The following is a 23,837-nucleotide window of genomic DNA, read 5'->3' as shown; positions in this document are numbered from 1 at the left end:
CTCAGTGCGCCTTGATAATCATGTTGCACACCAACGTCGGTTGCACGTTGTTGTGGGCTTGACCGCCAGTGTTGTTTGATGTCACGCTGATTGAATTCGAGCCGGTGGACGTAACCGCTCCTGACCCCGATGCAGAATTGAAGCCGAACTGACCGCCGCCGGTCGACGAGGGTGTCAAGCCGAGATCGAGATCACTCCGGTTGGTCGTCACCGAAATGGCATTTGACCCGTTCGACGTAATACCGGTTGGCAGCTGAGCGAGACTCAACGGTACTGTTTCCGCGCCACCGCGCTTACCGAGCAGTGCACCACCAAGAATGGTTGCGGAGGTGAGCCTACCAGCGCCGCCATCGACTCCCGCAATAACAGCCCCACGCGCATCTGGTTTCTTGGGGTTGCCAGAGCCGTACTGACCGAAGGGAAATCCGTCAGCAATGTATCGAGCGCGCAGCGTTGGGTACGGAGTGTCTGACAGCAAGACGCCACCATCAGCCCAATCCCATCCCAACGGAAGCGTCGCCCCCGACCACCGTACCGGACCGAGGCCGGCCGGAATAACTTGGTTCGCATCGGACCCAAGCTTAGCGAAAGTGATCGCCGCGTCGGCCACCTTGGCAGTCGTGACGTTCTGATCAGCGAGCTTATTGGTCGTCACGGACCCGGTGGCCAGCTTCGAATTCGCCACGACGCCATCGGCCAGCTTGTTTCCGGCCCACCGCGCCGTCGGCCAATTTCACCGAGGTGATCGATCCGTCGGAAATGGCGGCCGCGGCGGTGAAATCGGCGATCTCGTCCCACTTGCTCGCGTCGAAGCTGACGCCAGACGTGTGCGTCGTGTTCGCGATGTAGAAGATCGAGTTGTAGAAAACGGTGTTGACGTTCGCGGTGTAGAGAACTCCGCTCTCCCACTGCGCCGGCGCCGCGAAGCCGATCGAAACGCTGCTGTCGAATTGTGCCTTACCGACCGAGCCGCGCTTCAGCGCACCGTCGTCGTCCTGAATCTTGGCCAGGTTCTGCTGGGTGTCGTCCATCGCCAGCTTGACGGCGTTGAACTCGCCGTCGAAGAGATTTCCAGGAATCTGATCTTTGGGATTCTCGGCGCTCTGAAGCGCAAAAGAAGTCTGACGGTTGTAGGGCGTTGATGACATTGCTCGCCGACGGGGTGAGAGGAAGTGCGCGGGATTGCGCGGTGGGTGCCGTCGGCGAAGCGGCGTTGCGTCCGTGAGATTGATTATGACTCTGGAGGAGTAAGCGGAAGGTTACGGTGAGGTGCTCACCACGCCAAAGTGACCCCGCGCTATAGTTCCGCTACACTATGCCGACCAGCGATCCTGTTCTTCTTGGTAAGCGTGTTCGTTGAGCCGCTCCGCGACTTGTTCAGCCAGCTCCTTCGACTCCGTGGAGGCGATCGGCCGGCCGCCACGCGTTTTGAGCTTTTCTTCGTCAGTCTGGATGGGGAAATCGTCCGCCCTTAGCGGTTCATCCTTGGTCATCTGTTGATCCCCACGATGCATATGCCATCTCCGGAAAAAGCCCGCCGGCGCAGGTTCTCCGGCGGGCTGTTCTTACTTCTTAGTGTCACGCCCTTTCGACTTGGTGTCGTTCATCGTCGCCGAGGGGTTCGCGGACGTTGGGTTGCTCGAGGCGCCCTGGCCGGTGGTAGCCGCCGGAGAATCGCCGCCACCTCCGCCGGAGCCGGAGCCTCCGCCCGCGCCAGCTCCCGCACCCGCTCCGCCGCCAGCGCCACCACCCGCACCGCCTCCGCCTTGAGCGGACGCCGCCGCGATCGAGCCGAACACCAGTGCCGCAGCCAAGGCAATCCTTGCAATCTTCATGTTGCAGTCTCCTGTTGAAGTTCGCTTGAAACTCAGTCTCCAGCTGAACGTTCCTCGCACAATTCAGCCGGATCACCTTCCATGGCTGCGGCCTAAGCATCTTTTTTATGAGGAAATTAGCGCCCATAGCAGAAAGAGGCGCCATCGCTGTGGTGGCCATGAGGCTATTTGCCCCACCAGTTGAGGGTCGGCCGGGCGAGGCGCTTTCGAAGCTAAACGTTGCCAGACATCAGCTCGGCACGGCTCTTGATCTTTTCATCAAGCATCGCGATCCGATGCGGAGCTGAATGCGATAGCCGTCGTATTTGACTTCGTGAATCCACTGCGCACCCGAAGGCGCTTTTACTTTCAGGGTCGCGAGCTGGGGTGCAATAAACCCCGGCATCGGACGGGCTTCCGGCTGTTTGACCGGTGCTTTGGTACGCCTTGCCACTACGCAACTCACAAAAAGCCCGCCGTCAGGTGGGGCCAACGGCGGGCAGTTTACCTACCTCGATCAATGACGAACGCTAATTCGCCCGTCGGAGTTCCCGGGCGCGTTCTCACATACAACCGCATTAACGGCAAGAGAACGCGGTGTGATAAAGTGTCCCGAATTAGCTGCATGTTCACGCAAGGCGGCCGAGGGCGTTTCAGCACGAGTCTGTTCCACCTCTGCAAGCAGACATCACGGCGTCGAAGACCGACGACCGCTAAGGCCAGGAAGAGACTCATGCACCGAAGCAATCAATCGGTCTTACGAACAGATTTGCCCGCGCAACCAAGAACCGTACTCAGCGACGATGTTAGTAGAAACAAGCCGGCGCCGGGCTGAGAGACGGCTTTTCTTTACGCACTCACATGGCCGCGACTATCGCCGCATGGGGAAGAAACAGTCAGCGGTAGCGCCAGTTTTCGACGCCATCAATTAGATGACGCTCCTGGTTACGCAATTCATCCACTAGACGTGCGAGGTAGGGCGGCAGCGGTGAGACTTCGAGAGCTAAGTCTTGTTGCAACCTGTCACCCACCTCGTCACAGATTGACCGGGCAGTCTTATGGTCGATGTGGTCCGATATTCGGTTGGGCGTGGCCATTTGGCGATATCCCGATTAGGCCCCACGATTATCTCAAGCAACAGGGTTGGATATTGTTTCGCGTTTCTTTTGAAGGATCCGATGGTTCCGTCTATTGAACGAGTGGTCACGGGCTAATCGGCCACTCGGTCATTGCCGCTGCTCTCATCCTTCATTTCGTGCGCCCTGAAATCAGAAGAGGCCGTCCATTCGGAGTCAAATCGGAAGTCGGGGTTCACCGCGGTCTCGGTCCGCTCCTGGTTTGAAGCGAACCATTTGCCCCTTCTCGGTTGAGAGTCAGTACAGACCAAAAAGCGAATTACCGTGCGCAGTGCCGAGAATTCCGGCCTAGGCAATGCGTGTTCCGTCGCTCCCATTTGTCAACGTGGTTGACGGTAATCGCCCGGAATTGCTGTTCCGCGAACTATTGGATGGAGTCCGGCATGATCGTGTTGCCTTGTAGAACTGTTGTGGTGGCTAAAGTTCGGCGCATATGTCACCGGCTGCAATAGCGGTGTCATGAGGTGCGATATGGACTCCCGAGGTGACCGGCGCCATTGAAGTTAGCATCGCCTGCACCTCTTCCCTAATGAACCAATGGCCGGCCACAGCGCGACCGGCGACGGTGTCGTCTGCTGGCGGAGCGTAGCCGCGGCGGGCGACTGATGATGAATCGGGAAAGCGTTATCCAGTAGAGGAGTAGCCACGAAAGATCTGCAACGTGCTGAAGATCACATGCTTCTTCTGGGGCAAGGATGCCGTCGAGCGCGTCGCGGCATTCTTAGTCGAAATGGATCAGCGAAGCACCTACCACGCTGACGCGCCGCTGGCTTTCTTCTTGAAGTCTGTCAACCCCTAGTGTATTGTCTCACGTATCGATACTGGCCGAACAACTGTTCCGCTTTCGCCCTCAGATCCTGACGGCGCGCACGTTTCAGACATTCTCCATCATCGACTAATCGGACGGCTGGCCGCAACTCCGCGCGCCAGGTCCTGCGCGCATAAGAAGGAAAACCTGATGAACACCGGTACAGTGAAGTGGTTTAATACCCAAAAGGGCTTCGGCTTTATCCAACCATCAAACGGCACCAACGACGTCTTTGTTCACATCAGCGCGGTCGAACGCGCCGGTATGGGAACTCTGAGCGAAGGTCAGACGGTATCTTACGATGTCGTCGCAGACCGCCGTACTGGCAAGTCCGCTGCCGAAAATCTCCGTGCTGCTTAGTTAAGATCACGACAGACCTGTCGCTCTAGCCACGGATGTACTGGTAGAGCTTGTGGTCCTGCCCCGCTCCCGAGTTATCGGGGCGGGGCTTTACATTCAAGGGGTAAAAAGATCGAAAGGCGGGCGCCGCTGCGGTTTCCTTGACTGTTGCGCCTCTGCCCGGTGGCTACGTCAGCATGTTCACCAGCCGCATCGGGAACGTGATCCCTCAGTGCCATGCAGGAGACTCAATGAGCATAGTTAAACGTCATCTAGCCGAGCAAGAAGAACGCCTAGTCCTTATCGAGGAAATTTGTATCGATACAGGAGCGCTTGTCTTGGACACTGCCACAGACGAAGTCTACTTCTCCGCGGACGAAGCGGCTTACAAGAACGCATACGTCACGGTGTTTCAAGCCTGGGCGAAGGGCACGATCAAGGGCACCGCTGAACAGATATTCGAGGCTACAAAATCCATTCTTGAAGATTAGCGAGAGCGCCGATACCCGCAAACGTCGAGAAAGCAAATATGTCATACGCTTATAAGCTAAATGAAGAGGTTCGGCACCAAGCTCAAGGTCCCCAAGGACGCGCCGCAGCTGAAGCGCCAAAGATCTACACGATCGTACAGTGCATGCCGATCGAATCCGATGGACGAGTAAGATACCGCATCAGGTGCAGGTCCGAGAACATTGAGCGCGTGGTTACGGAAGATCAGCTTTCGTATTTTCACTGATCTCCATATCTTTTCCCTCAAGCGTTCATCAGACAGTGCCCGGAGGCAGCAGGGAAGAAAAATGTCAGACCGGCGAGAGCTCCATCGGAGTCCAAATGGGGACGCATGGTTCACCGCACGCGAGCCCACGAACGGTTATGCTTTCATCATCCACCAGCCCCATGCGCCCTCTGGTGGCCGGCTATCTCACGTCGAGCTGGGCGAGTTCTTGCGTGATGGGAACGGACCCGAACAGCAAGCATTGTTGCGATTGATCGGAACGCTGGTCGAGGTCCCGCCGTTTGCGTAGGATCGTTACACTCGTCGATCATGGCCAACTCGCCTCATAATGCTGATGGCCCACTTTAAGGCTGCTGCTCGCTCGAACGCGAGTTTAGTACTTCTTGTAGTTCCGGCACGTTGGCTTACCGGCCGGGCGAATTATCGACGGGCCACAAACGTCCAGCACCCTGCTTGCCGCGCGAGAGCCTCGGCCGCCCGCGAAAAAGTGAATTGAACCTTCAGCGTACGAAGCGACGGACGCACGATAGCTAGATGAAGGGGTCATCGAGTCACTTCGCGTAACCCTGTGATCGGAGCCAAGCGATCCGACGCTCTCCATTCATCCATTCGTCAATTTCGGCTTTGCTCGTGAAGCCCGTAATCTCTCGCTCTTCTGCGCCCGGGTACTCGGCGATGATAGCCCAGTCGCCCTCGGATTTACGAACTGGTTTGAAGCTCACTTTTATTTTTGCCATGCCGAACTATGTAGGAAGGCGGCCGAAAAGGAAACCCCGATTGAGCCACGTTCGGCCCGAGTAAATAGCAGACGCCGCCCCGCCCCACCGAGGATGCTTTACTCTGAATCGATCCTATAAACGTCGCCCGGATCAAGGTTTAGTTCCTCGAAATACCTTTGCTGCCTCTCCGTAAGGACCGCTGGCACAACTTCCGCAGTCCAGCCCTCGGGGACGGCGGCAAGGACCAGCGTCAACGCCTACCTAGGCTTAGCTAAGGCTAGCCACATCTGCTTCTTCGGCGGCGCGTCGTCTGAGGCCACCTCAACGATATTGAACGAATTGCCGAACGACTCCGCCATCGCTGGCTAATGCGACAGCGTGTCCCTAGTTGCTGTTTGGAGGCAGTCGAACCGGGCCGGCTATCAACCGATATGTGGGTACCCAAGCGGTGTTCCACGATTCCATCGTCGCGCCGCAAACCGAGCAGTCAAAGCTCATCCTGCCGCTCTTGCTCGCTCTTGCGTCTACTGCCCTTGGGTTGCCGAAATAGCTCAGCGGCATCGTGCCAACGCTCGTCGCTACCGCGCCATTTGGTGATCTGCCCCGTGGCGTCGAAACGGAGCCGCGCTCGCATAGGTGCATCCATTTCGGCGGCCGTGATCGGGCCGCATCCGATGCGCGCGGCGATAGCATCATGCACCGCCAGCTGCACCATCTCATCGGGCGACGGCCTGGTCTCCATGACGCGATCCGGCATCGGCTTCCCGCCTACCTCTGGGAGGTTGCCGTCCGCAGAGAGCCATGACGGCACGACCGCAACGGTGCCGTGGTCGATGAGGCGCTTAAGGTCCTCATGCCGGTCGGCGCGCGCTAGGTGAATTGCGAGTGGGAGCGCGGCCGTGGCACGTCGCTTATTCTCGTTTGCTGGTTTATTCACGTGAGTGCACCCTTGATGGGTTTCTTTTGGGGCCGCTGTCCCGGCTCTTGGTGTGGCCGGCTTCCGGCTGCACACATTCAGGAAATCGGCCCCAGGGCCAATGAGATCAGGCACTTACATTCGAAAATGGGTCCGAAGGAAATCAGGGGTCTTTGTGAGTGAATTATAACTTTGTGCTTCAGAGCCTATCGGTCCGGAGATAGACCCCGTTTCTCTCGGCGCGGCAGGCGTCCACCGCCTCGGCACCGAAACGCTCTATGAGCATGTCCTGGTCCAGCCTTCTGCTGGTGCGGTCCTCCAACACCACGGCCCATGTGTGGCCCACCAACTCAACGCGGCCCATATCGAGGATTTGCTGCCTCAGCTCTTCACGGCGTACCTTTAATCGGCGCAGCGCGGCATCGACCTCACCAAACTGATCGGCCAACGACACGCGCCTCGCAGGTGCAGGCGGCGGCTCCAAGCCGAGATTTCGATGATACGCGACGGTCGATGCGTCGTCGTCCGCGCTGGTGCGGTGCAAATCAGCGTAGGTCATTTCAATACCTTCTCAGATTGTAAAATCAGGTTGTCTTTCGCTACACCACCCTTTTGCTACGTACCTCCCCACCCACCCCCTAAAAGGGTGGGGTGGTGGAGGTTGAGCACGTAGCGCGCGCAACTACTTAACCGGGGGGTTGCGCAAGGTTGCGCAGGGTTGCGCAAATCAAAGATAGCAAGGCGCTTCATTTCTAAGCTGCAACCTCAACGTGATCAAAAGACTTGCGCTTTATTGGATCTACGCGCGAAACCTTGATCAGCAGGCCAAGCGTGATCATGGCGTCGAGAATCGCCTGTACGCGCTCCTTCGCTGGGGTCAGCTTCTTGCTATCGTCTAGCTCGATCCCAAGAACGCTTGCGATCTCATTGCCAGCCCAATTAGAGGATTGATAGTTATACCTGACGTCGCGATTCTTAATGCCTACCAGAACGGCGGCGATCTGTTCCTGCTCGACCCTGGCAAGAGTCATTTCCGCGCGCTCTTCCGGCGATGCGTCTGGAGCCATCCACCGCCTGACAGCAGGCGCGAATTCCTGCGGCCTGGTAAGTCCATCGCCGTTTCCTAGAGGAACGTTCTCGATGTGGTACCACGCCCCAGTTCCGACGCGAGAAAGATTACCCTTGTCGATTACCGCGTTGAAATACTCGCGACGCAACCCCTCCGGGATGTTCCACTTCTTTGCTTGTTCTTCGCTCAGCGGATTGATGACTCGCACGATGCGCGCTTTGTCTTTCAAGGCGCTGCCCCCGCGGCCCGAGTTTGCTGTGACGGGGCCGTCAGACTTGACGACATGGTGCGCGAGATCGATCGCACAATTTAGTCTATCGGCGATCGTAACCCATAGGGTCGCAACCTGCTGAATTGCGCCGTTGTCATTCTCGCTCACGCCATGGGTGGATACAAACGGGTCAATTATAATTGCGTCCGGTCTAAATTCACCACCGACGTGTGCGATCCCCTCAACCACTGGATGGTTAATCCGGAAGCCGGTCCTCTTGTCTTCTGTTGCCACCACAAAGTTGGATTCGCGTCCGCTGGACCACATCAATCGGTCATCGATGTCATCGTTGATGATGCGGTGCAATGCGGCGGCGGTTTCAAACTGGCGCTGGATAAGCTCTGGTGGATCCTCTGTGTTTATGTACCAGACTCGAATTTTCTTCTTGTGCCCGACGCCAAGCAGATCTCGTCCGGTCACCATGTCGAGAGCTTCCGCAACGAGCAACGATGATTTTCCACCACCACCCGGAGCAAACAGTGTTGAGATGTACTTCCGAACTCTTGTTCTCCCATACACGAATTCGAGTTGCGGAAGAGTGTTTGCCCCCTTCAGTTTCAAGATAGTGGTCTTGGGGCCGTTATCTCCAATCGCATTAACGTTCGCAGGCAACAAGAAAGTGTGCAGCACCGGACTGTGGTGCTCGCCATCGTCATAGTCTGCGCAGACCCGCGCCCCTATAACCTCGCGCACCGTCGCCAAGCCGAACTGCTGATGCTCAACACGATCGCCGACTTTGAAAGGATTGTCGGCCTTAACTACGGCGGTCACTGGTCTGAAGCCCCCATCCTCGCTTCACTGCGCCGCGCGATTCCATAAATCACTCGCTCGCCATCAACCGCGTAGAACGCTCGCTCCTCTCGGATGACGATGCGGTCCTGCGGTTGGTCGTACGGTTGATAGCGCCGCTTCCAGTCGAAAACGATTTGCTGTCCGAGCGTCATCATCTTCCTCCCGTTTGGTTGGCCCACGCCAACTAGTGATTGATCATGGTGTGCGACGACGACGTAAGTTCGCAGGCGCGTTTGATGCTGACGAGGCAAGGCTCGTCAACGGACGGATTCAGAGTAGCCATTGATAGGGCGGTGGACGAGGTGGCCCGGGACAGTGCAAATAGCGGGCGTCGCCAGTGACCAATAGCGCTCGGCGGTGGGGGCCAATCACGCTTGCGGCTGAGCCGCGTAGGTGTCGCCAATATGGCCGACAGCTTCGCTGTCGACAACTCGAAAGCCGTAAAATTGCTTTTTTATTTCCCGCTCTGCTTGTTGTCGTTGGCGACGGTGCAGGCCCGCGCCCATTCGTCGAGGGCTTCGGTGGAATAGACTACGGCTTTGCCGAATCGCATAAACGCGGGACCGTTAGTCCGATAGCAGCGTGCCTTGTCCAGAAACGATTTCGAGACGCCGAGATATTCGGCCGCCTCACGCACTCGTATGTTCGCCAATGTATCCTCCATGCGGTTGGTGTTGGAGGTCCATTGCTATCAAATCGAGTAGCGCAAAAAGGGCCCGAAACCGTAAATGTAATTGAAATGTAACAGAACGTTACTCAAAACCTGTAAAAGCTTGTAGTGGATGCGCTGGCTACATAGTGGCTACAAATTTTATAGCCAGCTCTTCAGACTTCCGGCTAAGTCTTTGATTGTGTTGGTCGGAGCGAGAGGATTTGAACCTCCGACCCCTAGTCTCCCAGATTAGCGTTGAGCTTTGATATCGTTGATTTTTTCTGCAAACTGCCAGATTCTGCCGGTATTGAATTTGCATCGCTTTTGATTGCGCGTGCAAACTGCTTCGGGCTACGTCGCAGGTGACACGCGCAATTTTATTTCAATCGGCTTGACGGCAGCGAATTTCCACGAAATAATATTTCCATCGTAGAAGTGCGCTCAGCGATCGCTGAGCGCTCGATCACAGCACAGCAGAGAACTGTCCCCTCGCCCGCCTGAGCAGCGGGCCAGCTCTGATTGTGCCGTTTTGTCCATCGCCTCCCGCCTCAAATCCCTTCTCGGTATCGAGACCAAGTCTTCGTCAGGCGTCTCCTCGCCTGAGGCTTGGCTGTTCGATCTGTTCGGCGCGACCCCGACCCTGGCCGGCGTGGTTGTGACCCCGCACAGCGCCATGACGTGCGCGCCCGTCGCGTGCGCAGTCCGCTCCATCTCCGAGGCGGCCGGCTCGCTCCCCCTTCACGTTTACAAGAAGCTTCCGGACGGCGGCAAAGAGAAGGCCACCGACCACCCCCTCTACAAACTGTTGCACGACGCTCCGAACACCTGGGCGCCGGCAGCACTGTTTCGCACCCAGCTCATGGCCGACGCGCTCTTGCAGCCGCACGGTAGCTTTGCGCTGATCAATCGCGTTGACGGTGGCAAGCCTGCCGAACTGCTCCGGCTCGATCCACAAACCCAATCTGTGGCCGTCGATACGAGCGACGTTGAGCCGACCTACAAACTGAACGGCCGCGAGATCAACGGCGCGGACCTGATCCATATCCCGACGCCGGCTTATGATGCTCGCAAGGGCCTTGTCGGCGAGGGCCGCAACGCCATCGCGCTTGCCCTGGTCCTGGAGCGTCATGCATCGCGCCTCTTCGGCAACATGGCACGCCCCAGCGGAGTGCTGTCCCTCAAGGGTAACGTAACGGAAGCCACGCTCAAGGCTGCAAAAGCCGCGTGGCAGGCATCGCAAGGTGGCGACAATGGCGGCGGCACGGCGGTCATCCCGTCCGACGCTTCCTGGGAACCGCGAGCCTTCAACAGCGTCGATAGTCAGTTCCTCGAAATGCGAACGTATGCCGTGGCGGAGATCGCCCGGCTGTTCCGAGTGCCGCTCCACATGCTGATGCAGGTCGATCGCGCGACGCCCCGCTCCATTGAATCGATCGGCCAAGAATTCCTCTCGCAAGCTCTATTGCCCCGCCTGAAGTCCTTCGAGCAAGAGCTTGAGTTGAAGCTTCTGACGCCGGAAGAGCGCGCTCAGTATGCCATCGAATTCAATATCGATGGCTTCGCGCGTGCCGATCTGCTCGCGCGTGCCCAGGCTCTGAGCGCAACCGTCTCCGCGCGCATCCTCAATCCGAACGAAGCCCGACAGATCGGTTTCGGATTGCCGGCTTATGAGGGTGGCGACGTGTTCGAGAACTTCAACACATCATCCGCACATGCCGGTGGCGCGCTCAATTCCGGCAGCGCCAACGACAATCAGAAGGAAGTTCCCTGATGCTTCGCACAGTTCACCTGCACGGCCGGCTCGGCAAGGAATTCGGCAAGTCCCATCGCTTTGACGTTGCCACCGCCGGCGAAGCATTGCGCGCGCTCAACTGCGCCTTCCCCGGTCGGTTCATCAAGGCGATTGAGGAGGGCTATTACAAGATCGTGCGAGGCGACAAGCGCTCCGGCATGCAGCTCGACTTGGAGCTTGTGAACCAATTCAACCTGGGCGCCGCGGACCTGCACATCTTCCCGATCGTAAGAGGTGCGGCTACAAGCCGAACGGCCAAGGGCACCACGAAGGTCGTGCTCGGTGCTGCCCTGGTCGGCAGCGCCATCTTCCTGTCCGGAGGCGTTCTCGCGACCCCGCTTGCGGCTTCCGGCATTCTCTCCGGCACCTCTTACGGCGCCGTTGCCGCGATCGGCCTTGGCCTTGCGCTATCCGGTGCTGCAACGCTGCTCACCAAGCCGGCCGGTCAAGAAACGCAGGCCTCCAATGCGCTCAGCGTCAACGGCGGCAACATCGGCAACTCCGGTCGTCAAGGCGATGCGATCCCGCTGATCTACGGCGAGGTGATGGTCGGCACCACGCCGGTCGAGGTCTGGTCCGACGTGGAAGACATCAGCGTCTATGCCGACAACGCCGGCTCAATTGAGACCGCGTTCGGACAATGACCATGACCGCTTACACAATCTTTTTTGGCGATGGCGAGCACGCATTCAAGCTTACGCCTGCAGTGATCGGCGAGCTTGAGACCAAATGCGGCTCCGGCATCGGCATGATTGCGAACCGGCTGTTCTCGCGCAACTTCGCCCAGGCAGACGTAACCGAGACCATTCGGCTCGCGCTCATCGGCGCCGGCACCCCGCCCAAGCGCGCCCATGAATTCATCGTGGCCTACGTCGACGGCCGCCCCCTGATCGAAACCTACGAACTCGCCGCCAAAATCCTGGAACGCGTTTTGTTCGGCAACCCCAGCGAAACCAAAGGAACCTGATCGAAATGACCTTCACGATTAACGCGCCCGTCAGTGACAACAATCCTATCCCGATTACCGGCAACACTGCCGTGGTCGGCGGCTCAGTGCAGCGTCCCGCAGATACGGCCGCCTATGCCGCCGGCGACATCGTTGCGCAATCGACGACGGCAGCCTCGTGCTCCCCGGTGCCCGTCGCGGCATCGCGCGACGTCGATACCAAAGGCGTGCTGCGTCGCTGCCGCGTGAAGGTGGATGACATCGCCTGGTTCAATGCAAACCTTTACGTCCATGTGTTCAAAGACGCGCCCACCTTCGCGTCTGGCGACAATGCGGCGTTTGCGGCTGCACTCACCGAAAGCAACTATCTGGGCGCGTTCAGCGTCACGCTCGATCAGAAGTTCTCCGGCTCAGTCGTGAAGGGCATCGGCGCGCCCGTCAGCGGTAGCGAGGTCATTTTCGATCCGTCCAGCGGCACCAAGAACATCTTCTTTGTTCTTGAGACGAAGACGGCTCTGACGCCCGGCTCGGCCAAGACATTGACCGTGGCGTTCGAAGTGTTCCGGGACTGATCATGGACCGGCTTGAAGTCAAGGCAACGCTGAGCGTCAGCGATGAAGGTGAGATCACCGGCATCGCCTGGCCCTTCAACGCAGGGCCTGACAGCTATGGCGACCTGATCACAAAGGGCGCGTTCGGCGCGATCCTGCCCGACTTGCCGATTTTGTATCAGCATCGGCCGGATGATCTGGTCGGCACCTGGAACGAAGTGAAGGAAACCGAGGACGGACTGACCGTCAAAGGCCAACTTCACCTCGACCAGCCGCGCGCGCGTTCAATTCGCGCGATGCTCAAGACTCGTTTGGTCACCGGCTTGTCCATCGGCTTCTACACCAAGGCGGCCCGTAAGCTCGCCCGCGGTCGCATTATCGACGCGCTTGATCTCGCTGAGATCAGCTTGGTTCGCGACCCAGCTCATTCCCGTGCCCGCATCACCGGCACGAAATCCGACGACGCGGCGCGTGCCGTGGCCGACCTCATCAAGCGTTTCACGGCAACGCTGAACTCCTAGGAGCTTTGACGACCCAATGAAGACTGCGAACGCACTGGAATTCAAGGATAGCGGCGAAGGCGATCCGATTGCCGACGTCGCCAAGGAACTGGCGGAACTGAAGGTGGCCCTCGAAACGAAGGCCGCCAACGACAACAGCAAGCTCACCGAGCGCCTGGATCGACTGGAAGCCAAGCTGAACCGGCCGAACAATCGGCCGGCGAACGACAACGAACCGGGCCTCGAAACCAAGGCGCTGAACAAGTTCCTGCGCAACGGCGTCGGCGCGCTCGATGATCTGGAGCGCAAGACGCTCAACCTCGGCACCAACACGGCCGGCGGCTACGTCGTCACTCCCGAATACGGCAAGACCGTTCTTGAGAAGCTGCGTCGATACTCGCCGCTTCGTGGTCTCGCTAGCGCAATGACCATCGGCACCACCGAGGTCTATATTCCGACCCTCGAAACCGACGCCGATGGCGAAGGCTGGGTTACGGAGACCGGCAACCGGACCTCGACGGAGCCGGTGTTCGGCCAGCTCAACATCAAGACGTTCGAGAACGCACGCTACATCCCGATCAGCCAGCAGTTGCTGGAAGACGCGGATATCGACCTGCTTTCGTTCGTCGCCGGCCATATTGCCAAGATCACCGGCAAGGTGGAGGCCAAGTCCTTCATGATCGGCGACGGCAACGGTAAGCCGACCGGCCTGCTCAACACGCCCACGAATTACGCTTCGATCACCGCTGCGCCCGATGGTTCGGACATCGTCGGCAAGTTGATTGATGCATTCTATGCTCTCCCGGGCGAGTATGCGGCGAACGGCTCCTGGATCATGCGCCGCGAGACCATGGGTCTCATTCGCAAGGTCGCGGACGCTGCCGTTGGTTCGATCGGCTACTCCGGTCCGATCTGGTCCGATGGTCTCGCCAACGGAACGCCCGCAACGCTCCTGGGTCGGCCCGTCTATGAGTCCGTGGACATGAGCCTGTTGCCGACCGCGTCGGGCACGACTTATCCGGTTGTGTTCGGCGACATGGAGAGCGCTTATCAGATCGTCGATCGCGTCGGCCTCGCTATTCGCGTGGATGACCTCACCGGCGCCGACAATGGCGTCGTCAAGGTTCGCTGGCGCCGTCGCGTCGGCGGTGCGCCGTTGCTCAATGAGGCCGCGGTCCTCATTAAATCGACCAAGCCGTAAGCAGCTATGCGGCTCGCAGCGAATACCTTCAGCCTCCAGGTTGGCGACAGGTCGTTTGACCTGAAGCCGTCGCTGCGGGCCGCATTCCACCTCCATCACAAGTATGGCTTTCCGCAGCTATACCAAGCCATCTTAGACGGCAGTTTTAGCGCCATCATGGACCTGATCACGGCGACCAGCGCAGTCACACCGATTGCGTCGCTCCGCGACATCCTGGACGCGCGCGAACAGCTTCTCGAATTCGTCCTGATTTTGAGAGGTGAAGATACTTCCGGAGACAAGTCATCGGGCGAATCCATGACGTTCGATGAATACTTCACCAAGCTTTATCAGATCGGCACCGGTTGGCTGGGCTGGACCGCTGATGACACCTGGGAAGCGACGCCCGCTGAGATCATAAACGCCCACGTCGGCCGTCTCGATATGATCGGGGCTGTGCTCAAGACGATATTCGGCAGCGGCAAGGACGATCAAACCAGCACTGAGCCGCCGTCCAAAGGTGACCTCAACGCCATCGGCGACCTTACGAACCACGTGAGGCCGCGCTGATGCCCTACAAGTGTGGTCGAGTGTGCGCGTGCGGACGGATCGTTACCGGCGACACTCGATGCGTATGCCAAAGCCACCGCCGCAGGGAAGAGGACAGGCGCCGACCCAACGCCAATGATCGCGGCTATGACAGCAAGTGGTCCAAGGCCCGCCGCGCCTTCCTGGATAAACATCCTGATTGCGTCATGTGCGGCAAGCCCGCCGTCGTGGTCGATCATATTAAGCCGCACCGTGGCGACCGCGCCTTGTTCTGGGACAAGGGTAACTGGCAGCCGCTCTGCACCCATCACCACAACAGCACTAAACAACGTCTCGAAAGGTCCAAGTAGACCCATGCGCCCGATCGAATTCAAAGGTATGTCGCGCCCTGTATGCGAGTGGGCAAAGCTCACCGGCATAAGCTCCGACACAATCACGAAGCGGCTGAACCTGGGCTGGTCCGCCGAGGAAGCTTTGACGACACCTGTTGGCAAGCAGGGCCGAAAGCCTAAGCCGGCTCTCGCACCGTCGTTTGCCCATGAATTGCCTGCTCTTTACGGCTGGCAGCGCGACATGCACGCCGCACACCGACAGATGACGCGTTCGGTCCGCTCGTTCGTTCGCCAGATGGAAGAGCAGATGGCTGAGCTGCGCCATGGCCTCGACCAACACCTCGCCGCGCAACGCGACGAAGCACACCGCAACGCCGCCGCTACCCCGGGGGTGAGTTCAAACATCCCAAAAAGCGCGGACGACCGGTGCCCCCGGGTCACGCAAGAGAGCGTCTAATTGGAGTTTTTCAACTATGCCCGGCATCACCCTGGACCAAGCCAAGGCCCACCTGAACGTCACCCTGGACGCTGACGACGCGCTGCTTACCGACAAGTTGGCGGCGGCAAAGGCGTGGGTTTCGGCTTACACGGCCGGCGATCCCGATGCCGACACGGCGCCGGCACCGATCCGGGAAGCCGTGCTGCAATTGACGGCGCACCTCTATCAGAACCGCGAAGCAAGCTTGATTGGCATCACCGCCATGGCGCTGCCGTTTGGTTTTCTCGATTTGCTGGCCCCTTATCGCGCGTTTGCCTTCTGAAATGACCGCTTCCGACCCGTCTCTCGCCCTCCAGAAGGCTATCCGATCGCGCCTGATCGCGAGCCCGGAGCTGATGGCCCTGGTCCAGGCTGACCACGTGATCGACGCCAACGGGCGCCCCGAGATCATGCCGGCCGTGTATCTCGGCGAGGGCCAGACCATCTTCCGGCGCTGGGACGCGACCAGCCATGCGACCCTTCATGTGTGGTTCGCAGAGCCCGGCTTGATCCAGTGCAAGGAAGCCGTCTCCGCCATCGTCGCGGCGCTGCGGATCGACGCCCAGGCCGATGGCGTGCTGCCAATAGACGGTTTCATCGTGCACGACATGCAGACCACCCAAACCCGCTACCTCCGCGATCCGCACGGCTCTTTCAGCCATGGCGTGATCAATGTGGCGGCGGTCGTGAAGCCGAACTGACATGCGAGCCGGCAACCTCGACCGCATCATTGAAATTCAGCGCCGCACCACCGGCCTGGACCTCTACGGCACGCCTGTAGAGACCTGGAACACCTACGCCACCATGCGGGCGCAACTGCTCAAGAACACCACCGACGATCGAGAGGGCGAGCGCGGCCACACTACCGACGCGGTATTGACCTTCCGCATGTATTACTTCGCCAGCCTCAGCCTCAATGACCGGCTGCTCTATGAGGGCCAGCAATACGAAATCACCGGCATTAGCGAGATCGGCCGGCGCGTCAGTATGGACGTGAAATGCCAGCGAGTTGGGTTTTGTTAAGTTCACTCTCTGAGAGCAAGGGAACGCTCAAGTTCTCGACGCAATGCTTCGCCGCGGGCTCTCTCCCCTTTTATACGAGTAGTGACTTCTATGCGGAAGTTCTTAACTTCTCGAACCGCCTTTTCAAAACGCTCGATTGCTGCTTGCAGAACCAGTTCCGTTCGCTCCAATGCGGTCTTCGCTTCGCTTACACTCAGGCCTGTCGTTCGTTCGGCACGGTCCAAAGCACCCTTGGCACGTTTCAACCTATCTTCATTTTCAACGACTCGCTGCGCGGCGCCTCGAAGCTGGAAGAGCTCCAACGCAAGCCTCCTTTTGATTACATCTGGCGTCATGGGCAGTGCTTTGATCACCTGAGCAAGGAAATCGGAAATTTGCGCTTCGTCCAACTGCAATGCCTTAAACTCATCTCTTACTGGAGATGCTTTAGCATCGTTCCCGAACGCCATCTCGAACCGACCGAGGAAATAGGCTGCCTCTCGGAGGCCGGGCAACTCTCTCTCTATTCTGTCTTGCTCCCGGCCTCGCGCGGCCAACCGCATCTGTCTTGTAACATTCCAAGATGCTACGATGATGCCCAGAAATGTGGCTGCTCCACTTATGAGAGTCTGCCACCGTGCAATGCCGTCCAAGCTCACCGGCAATACAATCAGCCATACAGTAAGGATGACCGCAAAGAGCAAAAGCGAGAAAGCAAAAAGATCAAATCGTTGATTCATGCGGCTCAAAATGCAGCCACTCGCCGCGTTTGTCGATAGGGGTTGAGCTGTGAAAGGCCGAAAACCACAACTTGCGTCCGAAGATCCGACCCAACATGACTTTAGTCGAGTCCCGACATGGCTTGGCAAGCACGCGAAAGCCGAATGGCGCCGTGTCATGCCGGAGCTGATCAAACGTCGCATTCTCTCGCCAGCCGATTGCGGTTGTTTGGAAAGCTACTGCATTGCCATCGGCCGCGTCCGCGAGCTTGAGATTCTTCTACGCGCCGGCATCGATCCCAAGCTTTGCCGCATGCAGGACAAAGCGATGGTGACGGCTCGCCAGCTTGCCGCTGAGCTAGGGCTTACCCCAGTTTCGCGCTCCCGGCCGGCCGTGCGTGAAGACAATGTTGAGAGTGACGATGACAACCCGCTCGCCATATCCTGACTGGCTGTTTGACGATAGCCCGATCGACGATCCGCTCGGCTACGGCGAACGCGCGGTGACGTTCCTACGTCGCCTCCGGCATCCAAAGAGCACCGCTCCGTGTCACGCGCTCCAACTCGACAAATGGCAAGAACGGATCGTCCGCCGCATTTATGAGCCGCGACACGCGAACAGCAATCGGACTGTCAAGACTGTGGTGCTGCTTCTGCCTCGCGGCAATCGCAAGACCTCGCTGGCCGGCGCGCTGTCGCTGTTGCACACGATCGGCCCAGAGCGGAGACCCGGCGGCGAGGCGATCTTTGCCGCGTCCGATCGCCAGCAAGCTGGGTTCGGGTTCCGCGAAGCCGCCGGTATCATTCGGCAGGACGCGCGCCTTGTTAAAGCCACACGCATCTATGACGCTCACAACAGTGTTAAAAAGATCGAATTTAAGCTAGTCACGTGAATCTAAAGTTCGCCACATAAAGTCTGCTGGGCTTTGTGGCAGAAGCGTTTGACGGAAGCCAAAATCTGGTCTGCGGACTTGGTCCATTTGAAGGGCTTGGGATTTTTGTTGTGCAGGTCGATGAAGGTACGGATGTCGGCCTCGAGCTGCCTGACGGAGGTGTGAACACCTCGCTGGATCTGCTTTCGGGTGAGCTCAGCGAACCAGCGTTCGACCTGATTGATCCATGACGCGGAAGTCGGCGTGAAGTGGACATGATAATGCGGCCGACGGGCGAGCCACGCTTTGATCTTGGGTGTTTTGTGAGTGGCGTAGTTGTCCATGACGATATGGACATCGATCCCTTCAGGGACTTGAGCGTCGATCTCTTTGAGGAACTTCAAGAACTCGACTGCCCGGTGGCGCTTGTAGCATTTGCCGATGACGAATCCAGAGGCGACATCGAGCGCGGCAAACAGCGAGGTCGTACCATGCCGCACATAGCTGTGCGTGCGCCGTTCCGGTACGCCCGGCATCATCGGCAGGACCGGCTGCTCGCGATCCAGGGCCTGGATCTGGCTTTTCTCATCGACACTGAGGACAAGGGCTCGGTTCGGTGGGGAAAGGTAAAGGCCGACGATATCGCGGACCTTGTCGACGAACAGCGGGTCGCTCGACAGCTTGAATGTCTGGCTGCGGTGCGGCTGCAGGCCGAACGCCGTCCACATTCGGCGGATCGTGGTGTGGGAAAAGCCAGTTTCCGCAGCCATTGAGCGGATCGACCAGTGCGTCGCGTCGGGTGGCGTTGTACGCAATGTCCGCTCAATTACCTCAGCAACCTGATCGTCGTTGATGGTTCGAGGGCGGCCCGGGCGGGCCTCGTCAAGCAGGCCATCACAGCGATCCTTCAAAAATCGGCGGCGCCACTTGCCGACGGTGTGTTCGTGGAGGCCGAGTTCGACAGCCACAGACTTGCTTGGCAAGCCATCCGCACACCGCAGGATCGCGCGGCAGCGCTCAGATAGCGATCGGGCAACGCGATGACGACGAACTTGTCTCTCCAAGTACGCCCGCTCCGGCGGACTAAGCACCAACGGCGCGATCGGCCGGCCTCGCTCACCTGCATTCGCCACAAGCTCTCTCCTCTGTAGAGATTCGAGCTATCAACTAATGTGACGAACTTGCGTTCCAGATGACTAGATGGCTCTTTTCTTGAGGCAATTTCTGGCGAGGGTGCACCTGCACATGGTCGCACGCCGGCTTTCGTCTTCGTTGACGAGCTCCACATCTGGAAAAATGCTGAGCTCTGGAAGGCGCTAACTTCGGCGCTTCCGAAGACGCAAGGATCTCTTATGGTCGTCGCCACTACGGCGGGGCGCGGCCAAGAAAACATTGCCCATGAGATCGTTGAACGCGCGCGCAAGGTCGCCAGCGGCGAGATCGAAGACCCGAGCCTACTTCCCATTTTGCTAGAAACGCCGGCTGATGCGGATTGGACCGATGAAAGCCTCTGGTATCGAGCCAATCCGGGATTAGTGCTCGGCTATCAGGACATCGACGGTCTAAGACAACTCGCGCGTGAGGGCGCAACCAGCGTCACCGCGAGGGAAACGTTTCGCCAGTATAATTTGAATGTCTGGCTTGACCATTCGACCTCGCCCTTTGTCGACATGGCGACCTATGACCGGGGCGCCGCACCGGTCGACTATGATGCCCTGCGCGGTGCGCCGTGCTGGGTTGGCGTCGACATGAGCAAGACAACCGACCTTTCGTCCGTCGTCGCGTGCTTCCGCGACGGCGATACCTACACGGTGTTGCCGCACTTCTTTTGTCCCGAGGCCGATATCCGCAAACGCGGCGACCTGGACGGCGTCGATTACGCGTCATGGGCCAAGGGCGGCTTCATTACGGCCACGCCCGGCAACGTGATCGATAACGCTGCGGTCGCGGATTACATCCGATCACTCGCGGAGCGTTTCCAGGTCCAAGAGATTGGTTTTGACGTGGCGTTCGCCCAAGGTGTCATGGCGCCGCTGGTCGACGAAGGGTTTCCGGTCGTAACGATCCGCCAAGGCTGGGTGACGCAATCGCCCGCGCTCAACGTCCTGGAGCGCGCAATCATCAGCGGCAACTTCCGCCATGGCGGCCACCCGGTGTTGCGCTGGAACTTTGCAAACGTCGCCATCCACAAGGACGCCAATGACAACCGGATCATCCACAAGAGCAAGTCGACCGATCGCATTGACGGCGTCGCGGCGAGCTGGATGGCCGTATCGCGCGCGGCGGCAGGCGAGAATTCGCGCTCGCTCTATGATCTCCCTAACGCTGTGGAACTTCTCTCATGGTGACGCATGGCCGATAATGACGACCTAGACGCATTCCTTCAATCTCTGCCGGACAAGCTGACCGAGCAGCTATCGCCGGTCATTCGCCAGCAAGCCGAACGCTTGTCCCAGGCCCAGCGCGAGGCTTTGCAGGCTTTGGAGCAGTCGCCGGACGAAACTGGCCGCCTTGAGGAGTCGTGCGTTGTGGTGCCCGGCGCCCATGAGCTGGAATGGCTTGTCCAGGCCGGCGGCGAGCTGACCACAAAAGAAGTCCGAGAAGGATCAAATGTGGCGTATGATTACAGCCTGGGCTTCGAATACGGGACCAGCCGCCAACCGGCGCGACCATTCTTTTATCCGACCTACAACACCATGCGCGACGAAATGCAGGGGGTGATCGACAAGGCTGTAAACGAGGAGCTTTCCAATGGCTGACGACAAATGCGCACGCACAATCACATGGATCGGCGGAACGCACACCTTCAATCTCAATCACCCCTGGGTCAGGCGCGTCTTGTCTTGGCGGGGCATTCCCGGGCCAGGCGGTAGCTCGATCTCGGCAATCTGGGGGCGCTTTGAGGCAAACAACTATTCGGCCAACGACGTAGAGCGCGTGATGGAGTTCGGCCTACTTGGAGGCGGCACCCCCGAGCGCGAGGTGAAGCGACTGCTCGACGCGCATGTGCGCGGCAAGCCGCTCGCGCCGAATGTCCTGATCGCCAGCGAAGTTTTGGCAGCCTGTTACTTCGGAGATGCCAGTGCCAGCACCTAGTCTCAGGATCCCCATCAGCGTGGATCTAGAGAAATTCCGCGACCAGATGAAGCAGACTAGCTCACTGGCTGGCAACGCTACGCGCCAGATTGCGAAGCAGTTCCTGGACATGAACAAGGACCTCGCCAAGGACGCGATCTTCGCGACCATGGCGCGCGGCGCCGTTGATCTTGCCGGCAAGGTCGCAATCGCGGTCGGGGCATACAAGCTCATGACAGCCGCAATCAGCGGCGCCCGCGAGCAGATGCAGCAGATGGTGGAGATCGCCGACAAAGCCCAAAACCTTGGCGTCTCGCCCGCGTTCCTCCAGGCCTTCACCAGCGAGGCGCGGAAGCTCAAAGTGGAGGCCGGCGAGCTTGAATCTGCCCTCGACCATGCCTTCCAGGCGACCAAGGACCGCTCCCCGATCGACATTGGCGAGTGGACGGTCGGCGAAGAGAAGATCACCGCCGTTGAGAAGGCCTTGCGCGTCTACAATGAGACGCTTGCCAAGGACGCTGGACGGCTTCAAGGCTTGGTTCTCTTCCGGGACGCCCAAAGCCAAGAGGACAAGATCAAGGCCGTGCTCGCGGCCATGATCCAGCTCGACCAGATCGGGCAGCATGCTGCGAGCCTGGACCTTGGCGAGAAAATGTTCGGCTCGCAGATCGTCGATCGCATGCGACAGGGCAAGACCTCTGCCGAAAGTATGTTGCAGACGATCAGGGAGGCCAGCGCGAATTCGGACGGCATTTTCAGCAACGTCCAGGTAGAGCGTGCCAAGGAAGTCGACGACCAGCTCAAGCTCGCGCATCAACGCCTCTCGACCGCGCTGAAGCCGTCCTGGGACGATCTCGCCAGCGTCATGATGAATATCAAGTCCGCTTGGGCAGACGTGATCGGCTATATCGCCAAGGCCGTGGAGTTGACGAACAAGCTTCCGCGCATTCCCGGCATGCCGGCGAGCTCCACTGACCTGGAGGCCAAGCGGGACGCGCTCGCCCAGGTCAACGCGCGTTTGAATGGGACTGGCGGCGGGCTGCTCGGCAGCGTCAACCTGCCACCGCTCTCAATCCCCGGGATTGGGCAGGTTTACGCGGGCACGACGGCCGACCTGGAGGCGCACCGCGATCGGCTGCAAAAGGAGATCGCGGCACTGAGGGCGAACGGCGAGCAGTATGGCCCGCCGGCGCCCAGCCAGACGCGCGGCACCGGCCCGGCGCCGACCAAGATCAGCACCGGCAGCAACGTGGACAAACTCGACACGGCCGCCGATAGCATTGAGAAGCGCACCGCAGCGCTTCGCGAGGAAGCCGCCGGCCTGGACCTCTCGACCGCGGCCCGCGAGAAAAACAAGATCGCGGCTCAGCTCCAAGTCGTCGCCATGCAGGCCAACGCGGCCGCTGGAAAGGGCGAAGGCGTCGTTACCGAGGAACAGCGCAAGCGTATCGAGGAAGTCACCCAGGCCTACGGTGAGGCCACCCAGGCGATCGAACAGGCCACCGTTGCCCAATCGATCCGGCGCGGCCGGCAAACCTCGCTCCTAGACCCAGGCGACGTGCAGATCGCCGAACAACTGAAGGGCCTCTATCCGGACGTCGGGACGGCCCTGAATTCGGTTGAAGCGTCGGCCTTGCGAACCAATGAGGCCATGCGGTCGGTCGGCAGCACCATGAGCAGCAGCTTGACCTCTGGCCTCGCGGACGTCCTGGACGGCACCAAGAGCGTGTCGGCGGGCTTCGCTGATATGTCCAAGGCGATCGTCCGCGCTCTTGAGGAGGCCGTGATTAAGGCCCTGGTCGTCGCGCCGATCATGCGCGGCCTGTCCGGTATGTTCGGCTTCAGCGACGGCGGCCTGGTCGGATCGCTACCTAAGCCCGGCGATGGTGCCTTCATTGGACCGGTAGCCAAGGCGGATGGTGGCTACATCAGCGGACCAGGAACGGGCACCTCAGACAGCATCCCGGCGCGGCTCAGCAATGGCGAATTCGTGGTGCGCGCCTCCGCCGTAGCGAAGCACCGCGCCGTGCTGGAAGCGATCAATTCCGATCGCATTTCCAGGTTCGCGGATGGGGGTCTAGTCGGCGCCGGATCGCCGGCCGCGCCGCTGGTCGCCGGTCAACCTGGCGCCCGCGTCACGATGGGCGATATCCACGTCCATGGCGGCGTTTCCAATGGCACGCCCGCCCAGAACCAGGAGCTTGCCCAGCACATCGCCGAGCAGGTGACACATCAGGTCCGCGCGATCGTGGGGCAGGAATTTCGGACGCAGATGCGACCGGGAGGCGTTCTCCGCCGATGAAGAGAAAAGCCCCCGGTGGAGTTGCACACCGGAGGCTTTCCCTGATGAGACACCCGGCTATCGGTGTCGGGCTCTATTATAGCAATCGCATCAACTTTCTCGCGAAGTTTTTTCGATGAGGGTTGCGAAAAACATCGAGCAAACCTCAAAGCGAGCGCTATATGCATTCGTTGATGAGACCCTGTTGCGCGCCTTGCGCGGCAGTATAGCGGCTTTGAACGAACGGTGTGGCGGAACATGACGCCACCTATGAGCCAGCCGCAGGCGCACGGATATCGGATCAAGCG

Annotated in this window: 31 protein-coding genes and 1 pseudogene; 20 read left to right on the top strand and 12 right to left on the bottom strand. The window is 59.3% G+C overall.

The genetic code is table 11. The annotated features are described in order from the left end of the window. Position 1 precedes the first annotated feature (1 nt). From QA642_RS22675 to QA642_RS22655, 5 genes are all read right to left on the bottom strand, one after another. Entirely contained in the window at positions 2 to 685 is a 684-nt protein-coding gene (locus tag QA642_RS22675; RefSeq protein ID WP_283086588.1) for a hypothetical protein, read from the bottom strand. Then, complete coding sequence (locus tag QA642_RS22670) at positions 642 to 1,148, bottom strand: hypothetical protein (protein ID WP_283086587.1); 507 nt, start codon at positions 1,146 to 1,148, stop codon at positions 642 to 644. Before QA642_RS22670 ends, QA642_RS22675 begins: the two co-directional genes overlap by 44 nt. Positions 1,149 to 1,313: 165 nt before the next feature. Further along, positions 1,314 to 1,493, bottom strand: a complete 180-nt coding sequence (locus QA642_RS22665) for a hypothetical protein (protein ID WP_283086586.1) — start codon at positions 1,491 to 1,493, stop codon at positions 1,314 to 1,316. A 72-nt stretch (positions 1,494 to 1,565) separates the two neighbouring features. Next, positions 1,566 to 1,835 (bottom strand): hypothetical protein, encoded by a 270-nt coding sequence (locus QA642_RS22660; protein WP_283086585.1) that lies wholly within the window; start codon positions 1,833 to 1,835, stop codon positions 1,566 to 1,568. Between the two features lie 875 nt (positions 1,836 to 2,710). Continuing rightward, complete coding sequence (locus tag QA642_RS22655) at positions 2,711 to 2,911, bottom strand: hypothetical protein (protein ID WP_283086584.1); 201 nt, start codon at positions 2,909 to 2,911, stop codon at positions 2,711 to 2,713. Between the two features lie 700 nt (positions 2,912 to 3,611). On the opposite strand from QA642_RS22655, the gene QA642_RS22650 reads away from it, so the two are divergent. From QA642_RS22650 to QA642_RS22640, 3 genes are all read left to right on the top strand, one after another. Next, positions 3,612 to 3,749, top strand: a complete 138-nt coding sequence (locus QA642_RS22650; protein WP_283086583.1) for a hypothetical protein — start codon at positions 3,612 to 3,614, stop codon at positions 3,747 to 3,749. A 159-nt stretch (positions 3,750 to 3,908) separates the two neighbouring features. Then, positions 3,909 to 4,118: a cold-shock protein gene (locus QA642_RS22645; protein ID WP_283086582.1), complete on the top strand. Its 210-nt coding sequence runs from the start codon at positions 3,909 to 3,911 to the stop codon at positions 4,116 to 4,118. A gap of 176 nt (positions 4,119 to 4,294) precedes the next feature. After that, positions 4,295 to 4,588, top strand: a complete 294-nt coding sequence (locus tag QA642_RS22640; RefSeq protein WP_283086581.1) for a hypothetical protein — start codon at positions 4,295 to 4,297, stop codon at positions 4,586 to 4,588. 1,451 nt (positions 4,589 to 6,039) lie between these two features. Here the strand turns inward: QA642_RS22640 and QA642_RS22635 are convergent. From QA642_RS22635 to QA642_RS22615, 5 genes are all read right to left on the bottom strand, one after another. Continuing rightward, positions 6,040 to 6,294, bottom strand: coding sequence for a hypothetical protein (locus tag QA642_RS22635; RefSeq protein WP_283086580.1), 255 nt, complete (start codon positions 6,292 to 6,294; stop codon positions 6,040 to 6,042). Positions 6,295 to 6,667: 373 nt separating this feature from the next. Then, entirely contained in the window at positions 6,668 to 7,027 is a 360-nt protein-coding gene (locus tag QA642_RS22630) for a hypothetical protein (RefSeq protein ID WP_283086579.1), read from the bottom strand. Positions 7,028 to 7,220: 193 nt separating this feature from the next. Beyond that, on the bottom strand, positions 7,221 to 8,579 hold the full coding sequence (locus QA642_RS22625) for an AAA family ATPase (protein ID WP_283086578.1): 1,359 nt from the start codon (positions 8,577 to 8,579) through the stop codon (positions 7,221 to 7,223). After that, complete coding sequence (locus tag QA642_RS22620; RefSeq protein WP_283086577.1) at positions 8,576 to 8,755, bottom strand: hypothetical protein; 180 nt, start codon at positions 8,753 to 8,755, stop codon at positions 8,576 to 8,578. Before QA642_RS22620 ends, QA642_RS22625 begins: the two co-directional genes overlap by 4 nt. Before the next feature lie 299 nt (positions 8,756 to 9,054). Then, complete coding sequence (locus QA642_RS22615; RefSeq protein WP_283086576.1) at positions 9,055 to 9,252, bottom strand: helix-turn-helix domain-containing protein; 198 nt, start codon at positions 9,250 to 9,252, stop codon at positions 9,055 to 9,057. 529 nt (positions 9,253 to 9,781) lie between these two features. On the opposite strand from QA642_RS22615, the gene QA642_RS22610 reads away from it, so the two are divergent. From QA642_RS22610 to QA642_RS22555, 11 genes are all read left to right on the top strand, one after another. Next, complete coding sequence (locus QA642_RS22610) at positions 9,782 to 11,023, top strand: phage portal protein (RefSeq protein WP_283086575.1); 1,242 nt, start codon at positions 9,782 to 9,784, stop codon at positions 11,021 to 11,023. Next, positions 11,023 to 11,688 (top strand): hypothetical protein, encoded by a 666-nt coding sequence (locus QA642_RS22605; RefSeq protein WP_283086574.1) that lies wholly within the window; start codon positions 11,023 to 11,025, stop codon positions 11,686 to 11,688. The genes QA642_RS22610 and QA642_RS22605 overlap by 1 nt, the downstream gene beginning before the upstream one ends. After that, entirely contained in the window at positions 11,685 to 12,011 is a 327-nt protein-coding gene (locus QA642_RS22600; RefSeq protein ID WP_283086573.1) for a gene transfer agent family protein, read from the top strand. The genes QA642_RS22605 and QA642_RS22600 overlap by 4 nt, the downstream gene beginning before the upstream one ends. Before the next feature lie 5 nt (positions 12,012 to 12,016). Then, a complete protein-coding gene (locus QA642_RS22595; protein ID WP_283086572.1) occupies positions 12,017 to 12,562 on the top strand; it encodes a hypothetical protein in 546 nt (181 codons plus the stop codon). 2 nt (positions 12,563 to 12,564) lie between these two features. Beyond that, the gene (locus QA642_RS22590) at positions 12,565 to 13,062 is read left to right on the top strand and encodes an HK97 family phage prohead protease (protein ID WP_283086571.1); all 498 of its coding nucleotides are present in this window, start codon (positions 12,565 to 12,567) and stop codon (positions 13,060 to 13,062) included. A gap of 16 nt (positions 13,063 to 13,078) precedes the next feature. Continuing rightward, positions 13,079 to 14,242 (top strand): phage major capsid protein, encoded by a 1,164-nt coding sequence (locus QA642_RS22585; RefSeq protein WP_283086570.1) that lies wholly within the window; start codon positions 13,079 to 13,081, stop codon positions 14,240 to 14,242. Positions 14,243 to 14,248: 6 nt separating this feature from the next. After that, positions 14,249 to 14,791, top strand: a complete 543-nt coding sequence (locus tag QA642_RS22580; RefSeq protein ID WP_283086569.1) for a hypothetical protein — start codon at positions 14,249 to 14,251, stop codon at positions 14,789 to 14,791. A 333-nt stretch (positions 14,792 to 15,124) separates the two neighbouring features. After that, a complete protein-coding gene (locus QA642_RS22570) occupies positions 15,125 to 15,559 on the top strand; it encodes a hypothetical protein (protein WP_283086567.1) in 435 nt (144 codons plus the stop codon). Positions 15,560 to 15,575: 16 nt separating this feature from the next. Next, positions 15,576 to 15,863 carry a head-tail connector protein gene (locus tag QA642_RS22565; RefSeq protein ID WP_283086566.1) on the top strand — a complete coding sequence of 96 codons (288 nt, stop codon included), beginning with the start codon at positions 15,576 to 15,578 and terminating at the stop codon, positions 15,861 to 15,863. Positions 15,864 to 15,936: 73 nt separating this feature from the next. Beyond that, positions 15,937 to 16,281: a DUF3168 domain-containing protein gene (locus QA642_RS22560; RefSeq protein WP_283086565.1), complete on the top strand. Its 345-nt coding sequence runs from the start codon at positions 15,937 to 15,939 to the stop codon at positions 16,279 to 16,281. A 1-nt stretch (position 16,282) separates the two neighbouring features. Then, positions 16,283 to 16,603: a phage head closure protein gene (locus tag QA642_RS22555; protein WP_283086564.1), complete on the top strand. Its 321-nt coding sequence runs from the start codon at positions 16,283 to 16,285 to the stop codon at positions 16,601 to 16,603. 2 nt (positions 16,604 to 16,605) lie between these two features. On the opposite strand, the gene QA642_RS22550 is transcribed toward QA642_RS22555, so the two are convergent. Beyond that, the gene (locus QA642_RS22550; protein WP_283086563.1) at positions 16,606 to 17,322 is read right to left on the bottom strand and encodes a hypothetical protein; all 717 of its coding nucleotides are present in this window, start codon (positions 17,320 to 17,322) and stop codon (positions 16,606 to 16,608) included. 157 nt (positions 17,323 to 17,479) lie between these two features. Between QA642_RS22550 and QA642_RS22545 the strand changes: the two genes are divergently transcribed. Together QA642_RS22545 and QA642_RS22540 are read left to right on the top strand one after the other, a co-directional pair. Next, positions 17,480 to 17,749, top strand: a complete 270-nt coding sequence (locus tag QA642_RS22545; protein WP_283086562.1) for a P27 family phage terminase small subunit — start codon at positions 17,480 to 17,482, stop codon at positions 17,747 to 17,749. Next, a pseudogene (locus QA642_RS22540) lies at positions 17,724 to 18,173 on the top strand (terminase large subunit); the annotation flags it as partial. The gene QA642_RS22545 and the pseudogene QA642_RS22540, both read left to right, overlap by 26 nt. Positions 18,174 to 18,196: 23 nt before the next feature. On the opposite strand, the gene QA642_RS22535 reads toward QA642_RS22540, so the two are convergent. Beyond that, complete coding sequence (locus QA642_RS22535) at positions 18,197 to 19,306, bottom strand: IS630 family transposase (protein WP_080137402.1); 1,110 nt, start codon at positions 19,304 to 19,306, stop codon at positions 18,197 to 18,199. A 219-nt stretch (positions 19,307 to 19,525) separates the two neighbouring features. Between QA642_RS22535 and QA642_RS22530 the strand changes: the two genes are divergently transcribed. The 4 genes from QA642_RS22530 (at position 19,526) to QA642_RS22515 (ending at position 23,550) form a co-directional block, all read left to right on the top strand. Continuing rightward, positions 19,526 to 20,521, top strand: a complete 996-nt coding sequence (locus tag QA642_RS22530; protein ID WP_349253862.1) for a terminase TerL endonuclease subunit — start codon at positions 19,526 to 19,528, stop codon at positions 20,519 to 20,521. Between the two features lie 3 nt (positions 20,522 to 20,524). Further along, positions 20,525 to 20,932, top strand: coding sequence for a hypothetical protein (locus QA642_RS22525; protein ID WP_283086561.1), 408 nt, complete (start codon positions 20,525 to 20,527; stop codon positions 20,930 to 20,932). Next, the gene (locus QA642_RS22520) at positions 20,925 to 21,269 is read left to right on the top strand and encodes a gene transfer agent family protein (RefSeq protein ID WP_283086560.1); all 345 of its coding nucleotides are present in this window, start codon (positions 20,925 to 20,927) and stop codon (positions 21,267 to 21,269) included. The genes QA642_RS22525 and QA642_RS22520 overlap by 8 nt, the downstream gene beginning before the upstream one ends. A 109-nt stretch (positions 21,270 to 21,378) precedes the next feature. Further along, positions 21,379 to 23,550 carry a hypothetical protein gene (locus QA642_RS22515; protein WP_283086559.1) on the top strand — a complete coding sequence of 724 codons (2,172 nt, stop codon included), beginning with the start codon at positions 21,379 to 21,381 and terminating at the stop codon, positions 23,548 to 23,550. Positions 23,551 to 23,837: the final 287 nt, after the last annotated feature.

The sequence above is a fragment of the Bradyrhizobium sp. CB2312 genome, from assembly GCF_029714425.1.
In the GTDB taxonomy this organism is placed as follows: Bacteria; Pseudomonadota; Alphaproteobacteria; order Rhizobiales; family Xanthobacteraceae; genus Bradyrhizobium.
This window is presented reverse-complemented; position numbering and strand designations above follow the sequence as displayed.

Coding starts and splice junctions, on each gene's coding strand:
- QA642_RS22595 (WP_283086572.1), top strand. CDS start 12,017: ATGACCTTCACGATTAACGCGCCCGTCAGTGACAACAATCCTATCCCG.
- QA642_RS22565 (WP_283086566.1), top strand. CDS start 15,576: ATGCCCGGCATCACCCTGGACCAAGCCAAGGCCCACCTGAACGTCACC.
- QA642_RS22580 (WP_283086569.1), top strand. CDS start 14,249: ATGCGGCTCGCAGCGAATACCTTCAGCCTCCAGGTTGGCGACAGGTCG.
- QA642_RS22520 (WP_283086560.1), top strand. CDS start 20,925: ATGGCTGACGACAAATGCGCACGCACAATCACATGGATCGGCGGAACG.
- QA642_RS22645 (WP_283086582.1), top strand. CDS start 3,909: ATGAACACCGGTACAGTGAAGTGGTTTAATACCCAAAAGGGCTTCGGC.
- QA642_RS22600 (WP_283086573.1), top strand. CDS start 11,685: ATGACCATGACCGCTTACACAATCTTTTTTGGCGATGGCGAGCACGCA.
- QA642_RS22515 (WP_283086559.1), top strand. CDS start 21,379: ATGAACAAGGACCTCGCCAAGGACGCGATCTTCGCGACCATGGCGCGC.
- QA642_RS22525 (WP_283086561.1), top strand. CDS start 20,525: ATGGCCGATAATGACGACCTAGACGCATTCCTTCAATCTCTGCCGGAC.
- QA642_RS22570 (WP_283086567.1), top strand. CDS start 15,125: ATGCGCCCGATCGAATTCAAAGGTATGTCGCGCCCTGTATGCGAGTGG.
- QA642_RS22635 (WP_283086580.1), bottom strand. CDS start 6,294: ATGGAGACCAGGCCGTCGCCCGATGAGATGGTGCAGCTGGCGGTGCAT.
- QA642_RS22630 (WP_283086579.1), bottom strand. CDS start 7,027: ATGACCTACGCTGATTTGCACCGCACCAGCGCGGACGACGACGCATCG.
- QA642_RS22585 (WP_283086570.1), top strand. CDS start 13,079: ATGAAGACTGCGAACGCACTGGAATTCAAGGATAGCGGCGAAGGCGAT.
- QA642_RS22530 (WP_349253862.1), top strand. CDS start 19,526: ATGGTCGTCGCCACTACGGCGGGGCGCGGCCAAGAAAACATTGCCCAT.
- QA642_RS22560 (WP_283086565.1), top strand. CDS start 15,937: ATGGCCCTGGTCCAGGCTGACCACGTGATCGACGCCAACGGGCGCCCC.
- QA642_RS22665 (WP_283086586.1), bottom strand. CDS start 1,493: ATGACCAAGGATGAACCGCTAAGGGCGGACGATTTCCCCATCCAGACT.
- QA642_RS22605 (WP_283086574.1), top strand. CDS start 11,023: ATGCTTCGCACAGTTCACCTGCACGGCCGGCTCGGCAAGGAATTCGGC.
- QA642_RS22640 (WP_283086581.1), top strand. CDS start 4,295: ATGTTCACCAGCCGCATCGGGAACGTGATCCCTCAGTGCCATGCAGGA.
- QA642_RS22620 (WP_283086577.1), bottom strand. CDS start 8,755: ATGATGACGCTCGGACAGCAAATCGTTTTCGACTGGAAGCGGCGCTAT.
- QA642_RS22670 (WP_283086587.1), bottom strand. CDS start 1,148: ATGTCATCAACGCCCTACAACCGTCAGACTTCTTTTGCGCTTCAGAGC.
- QA642_RS22555 (WP_283086564.1), top strand. CDS start 16,283: ATGCGAGCCGGCAACCTCGACCGCATCATTGAAATTCAGCGCCGCACC.
- QA642_RS22655 (WP_283086584.1), bottom strand. CDS start 2,911: ATGGCCACGCCCAACCGAATATCGGACCACATCGACCATAAGACTGCC.
- QA642_RS22660 (WP_283086585.1), bottom strand. CDS start 1,835: ATGAAGATTGCAAGGATTGCCTTGGCTGCGGCACTGGTGTTCGGCTCG.
- QA642_RS22545 (WP_283086562.1), top strand. CDS start 17,480: ATGCCGGAGCTGATCAAACGTCGCATTCTCTCGCCAGCCGATTGCGGT.
- QA642_RS22550 (WP_283086563.1), bottom strand. CDS start 17,322: ATGAATCAACGATTTGATCTTTTTGCTTTCTCGCTTTTGCTCTTTGCG.
- QA642_RS22590 (WP_283086571.1), top strand. CDS start 12,565: ATGGACCGGCTTGAAGTCAAGGCAACGCTGAGCGTCAGCGATGAAGGT.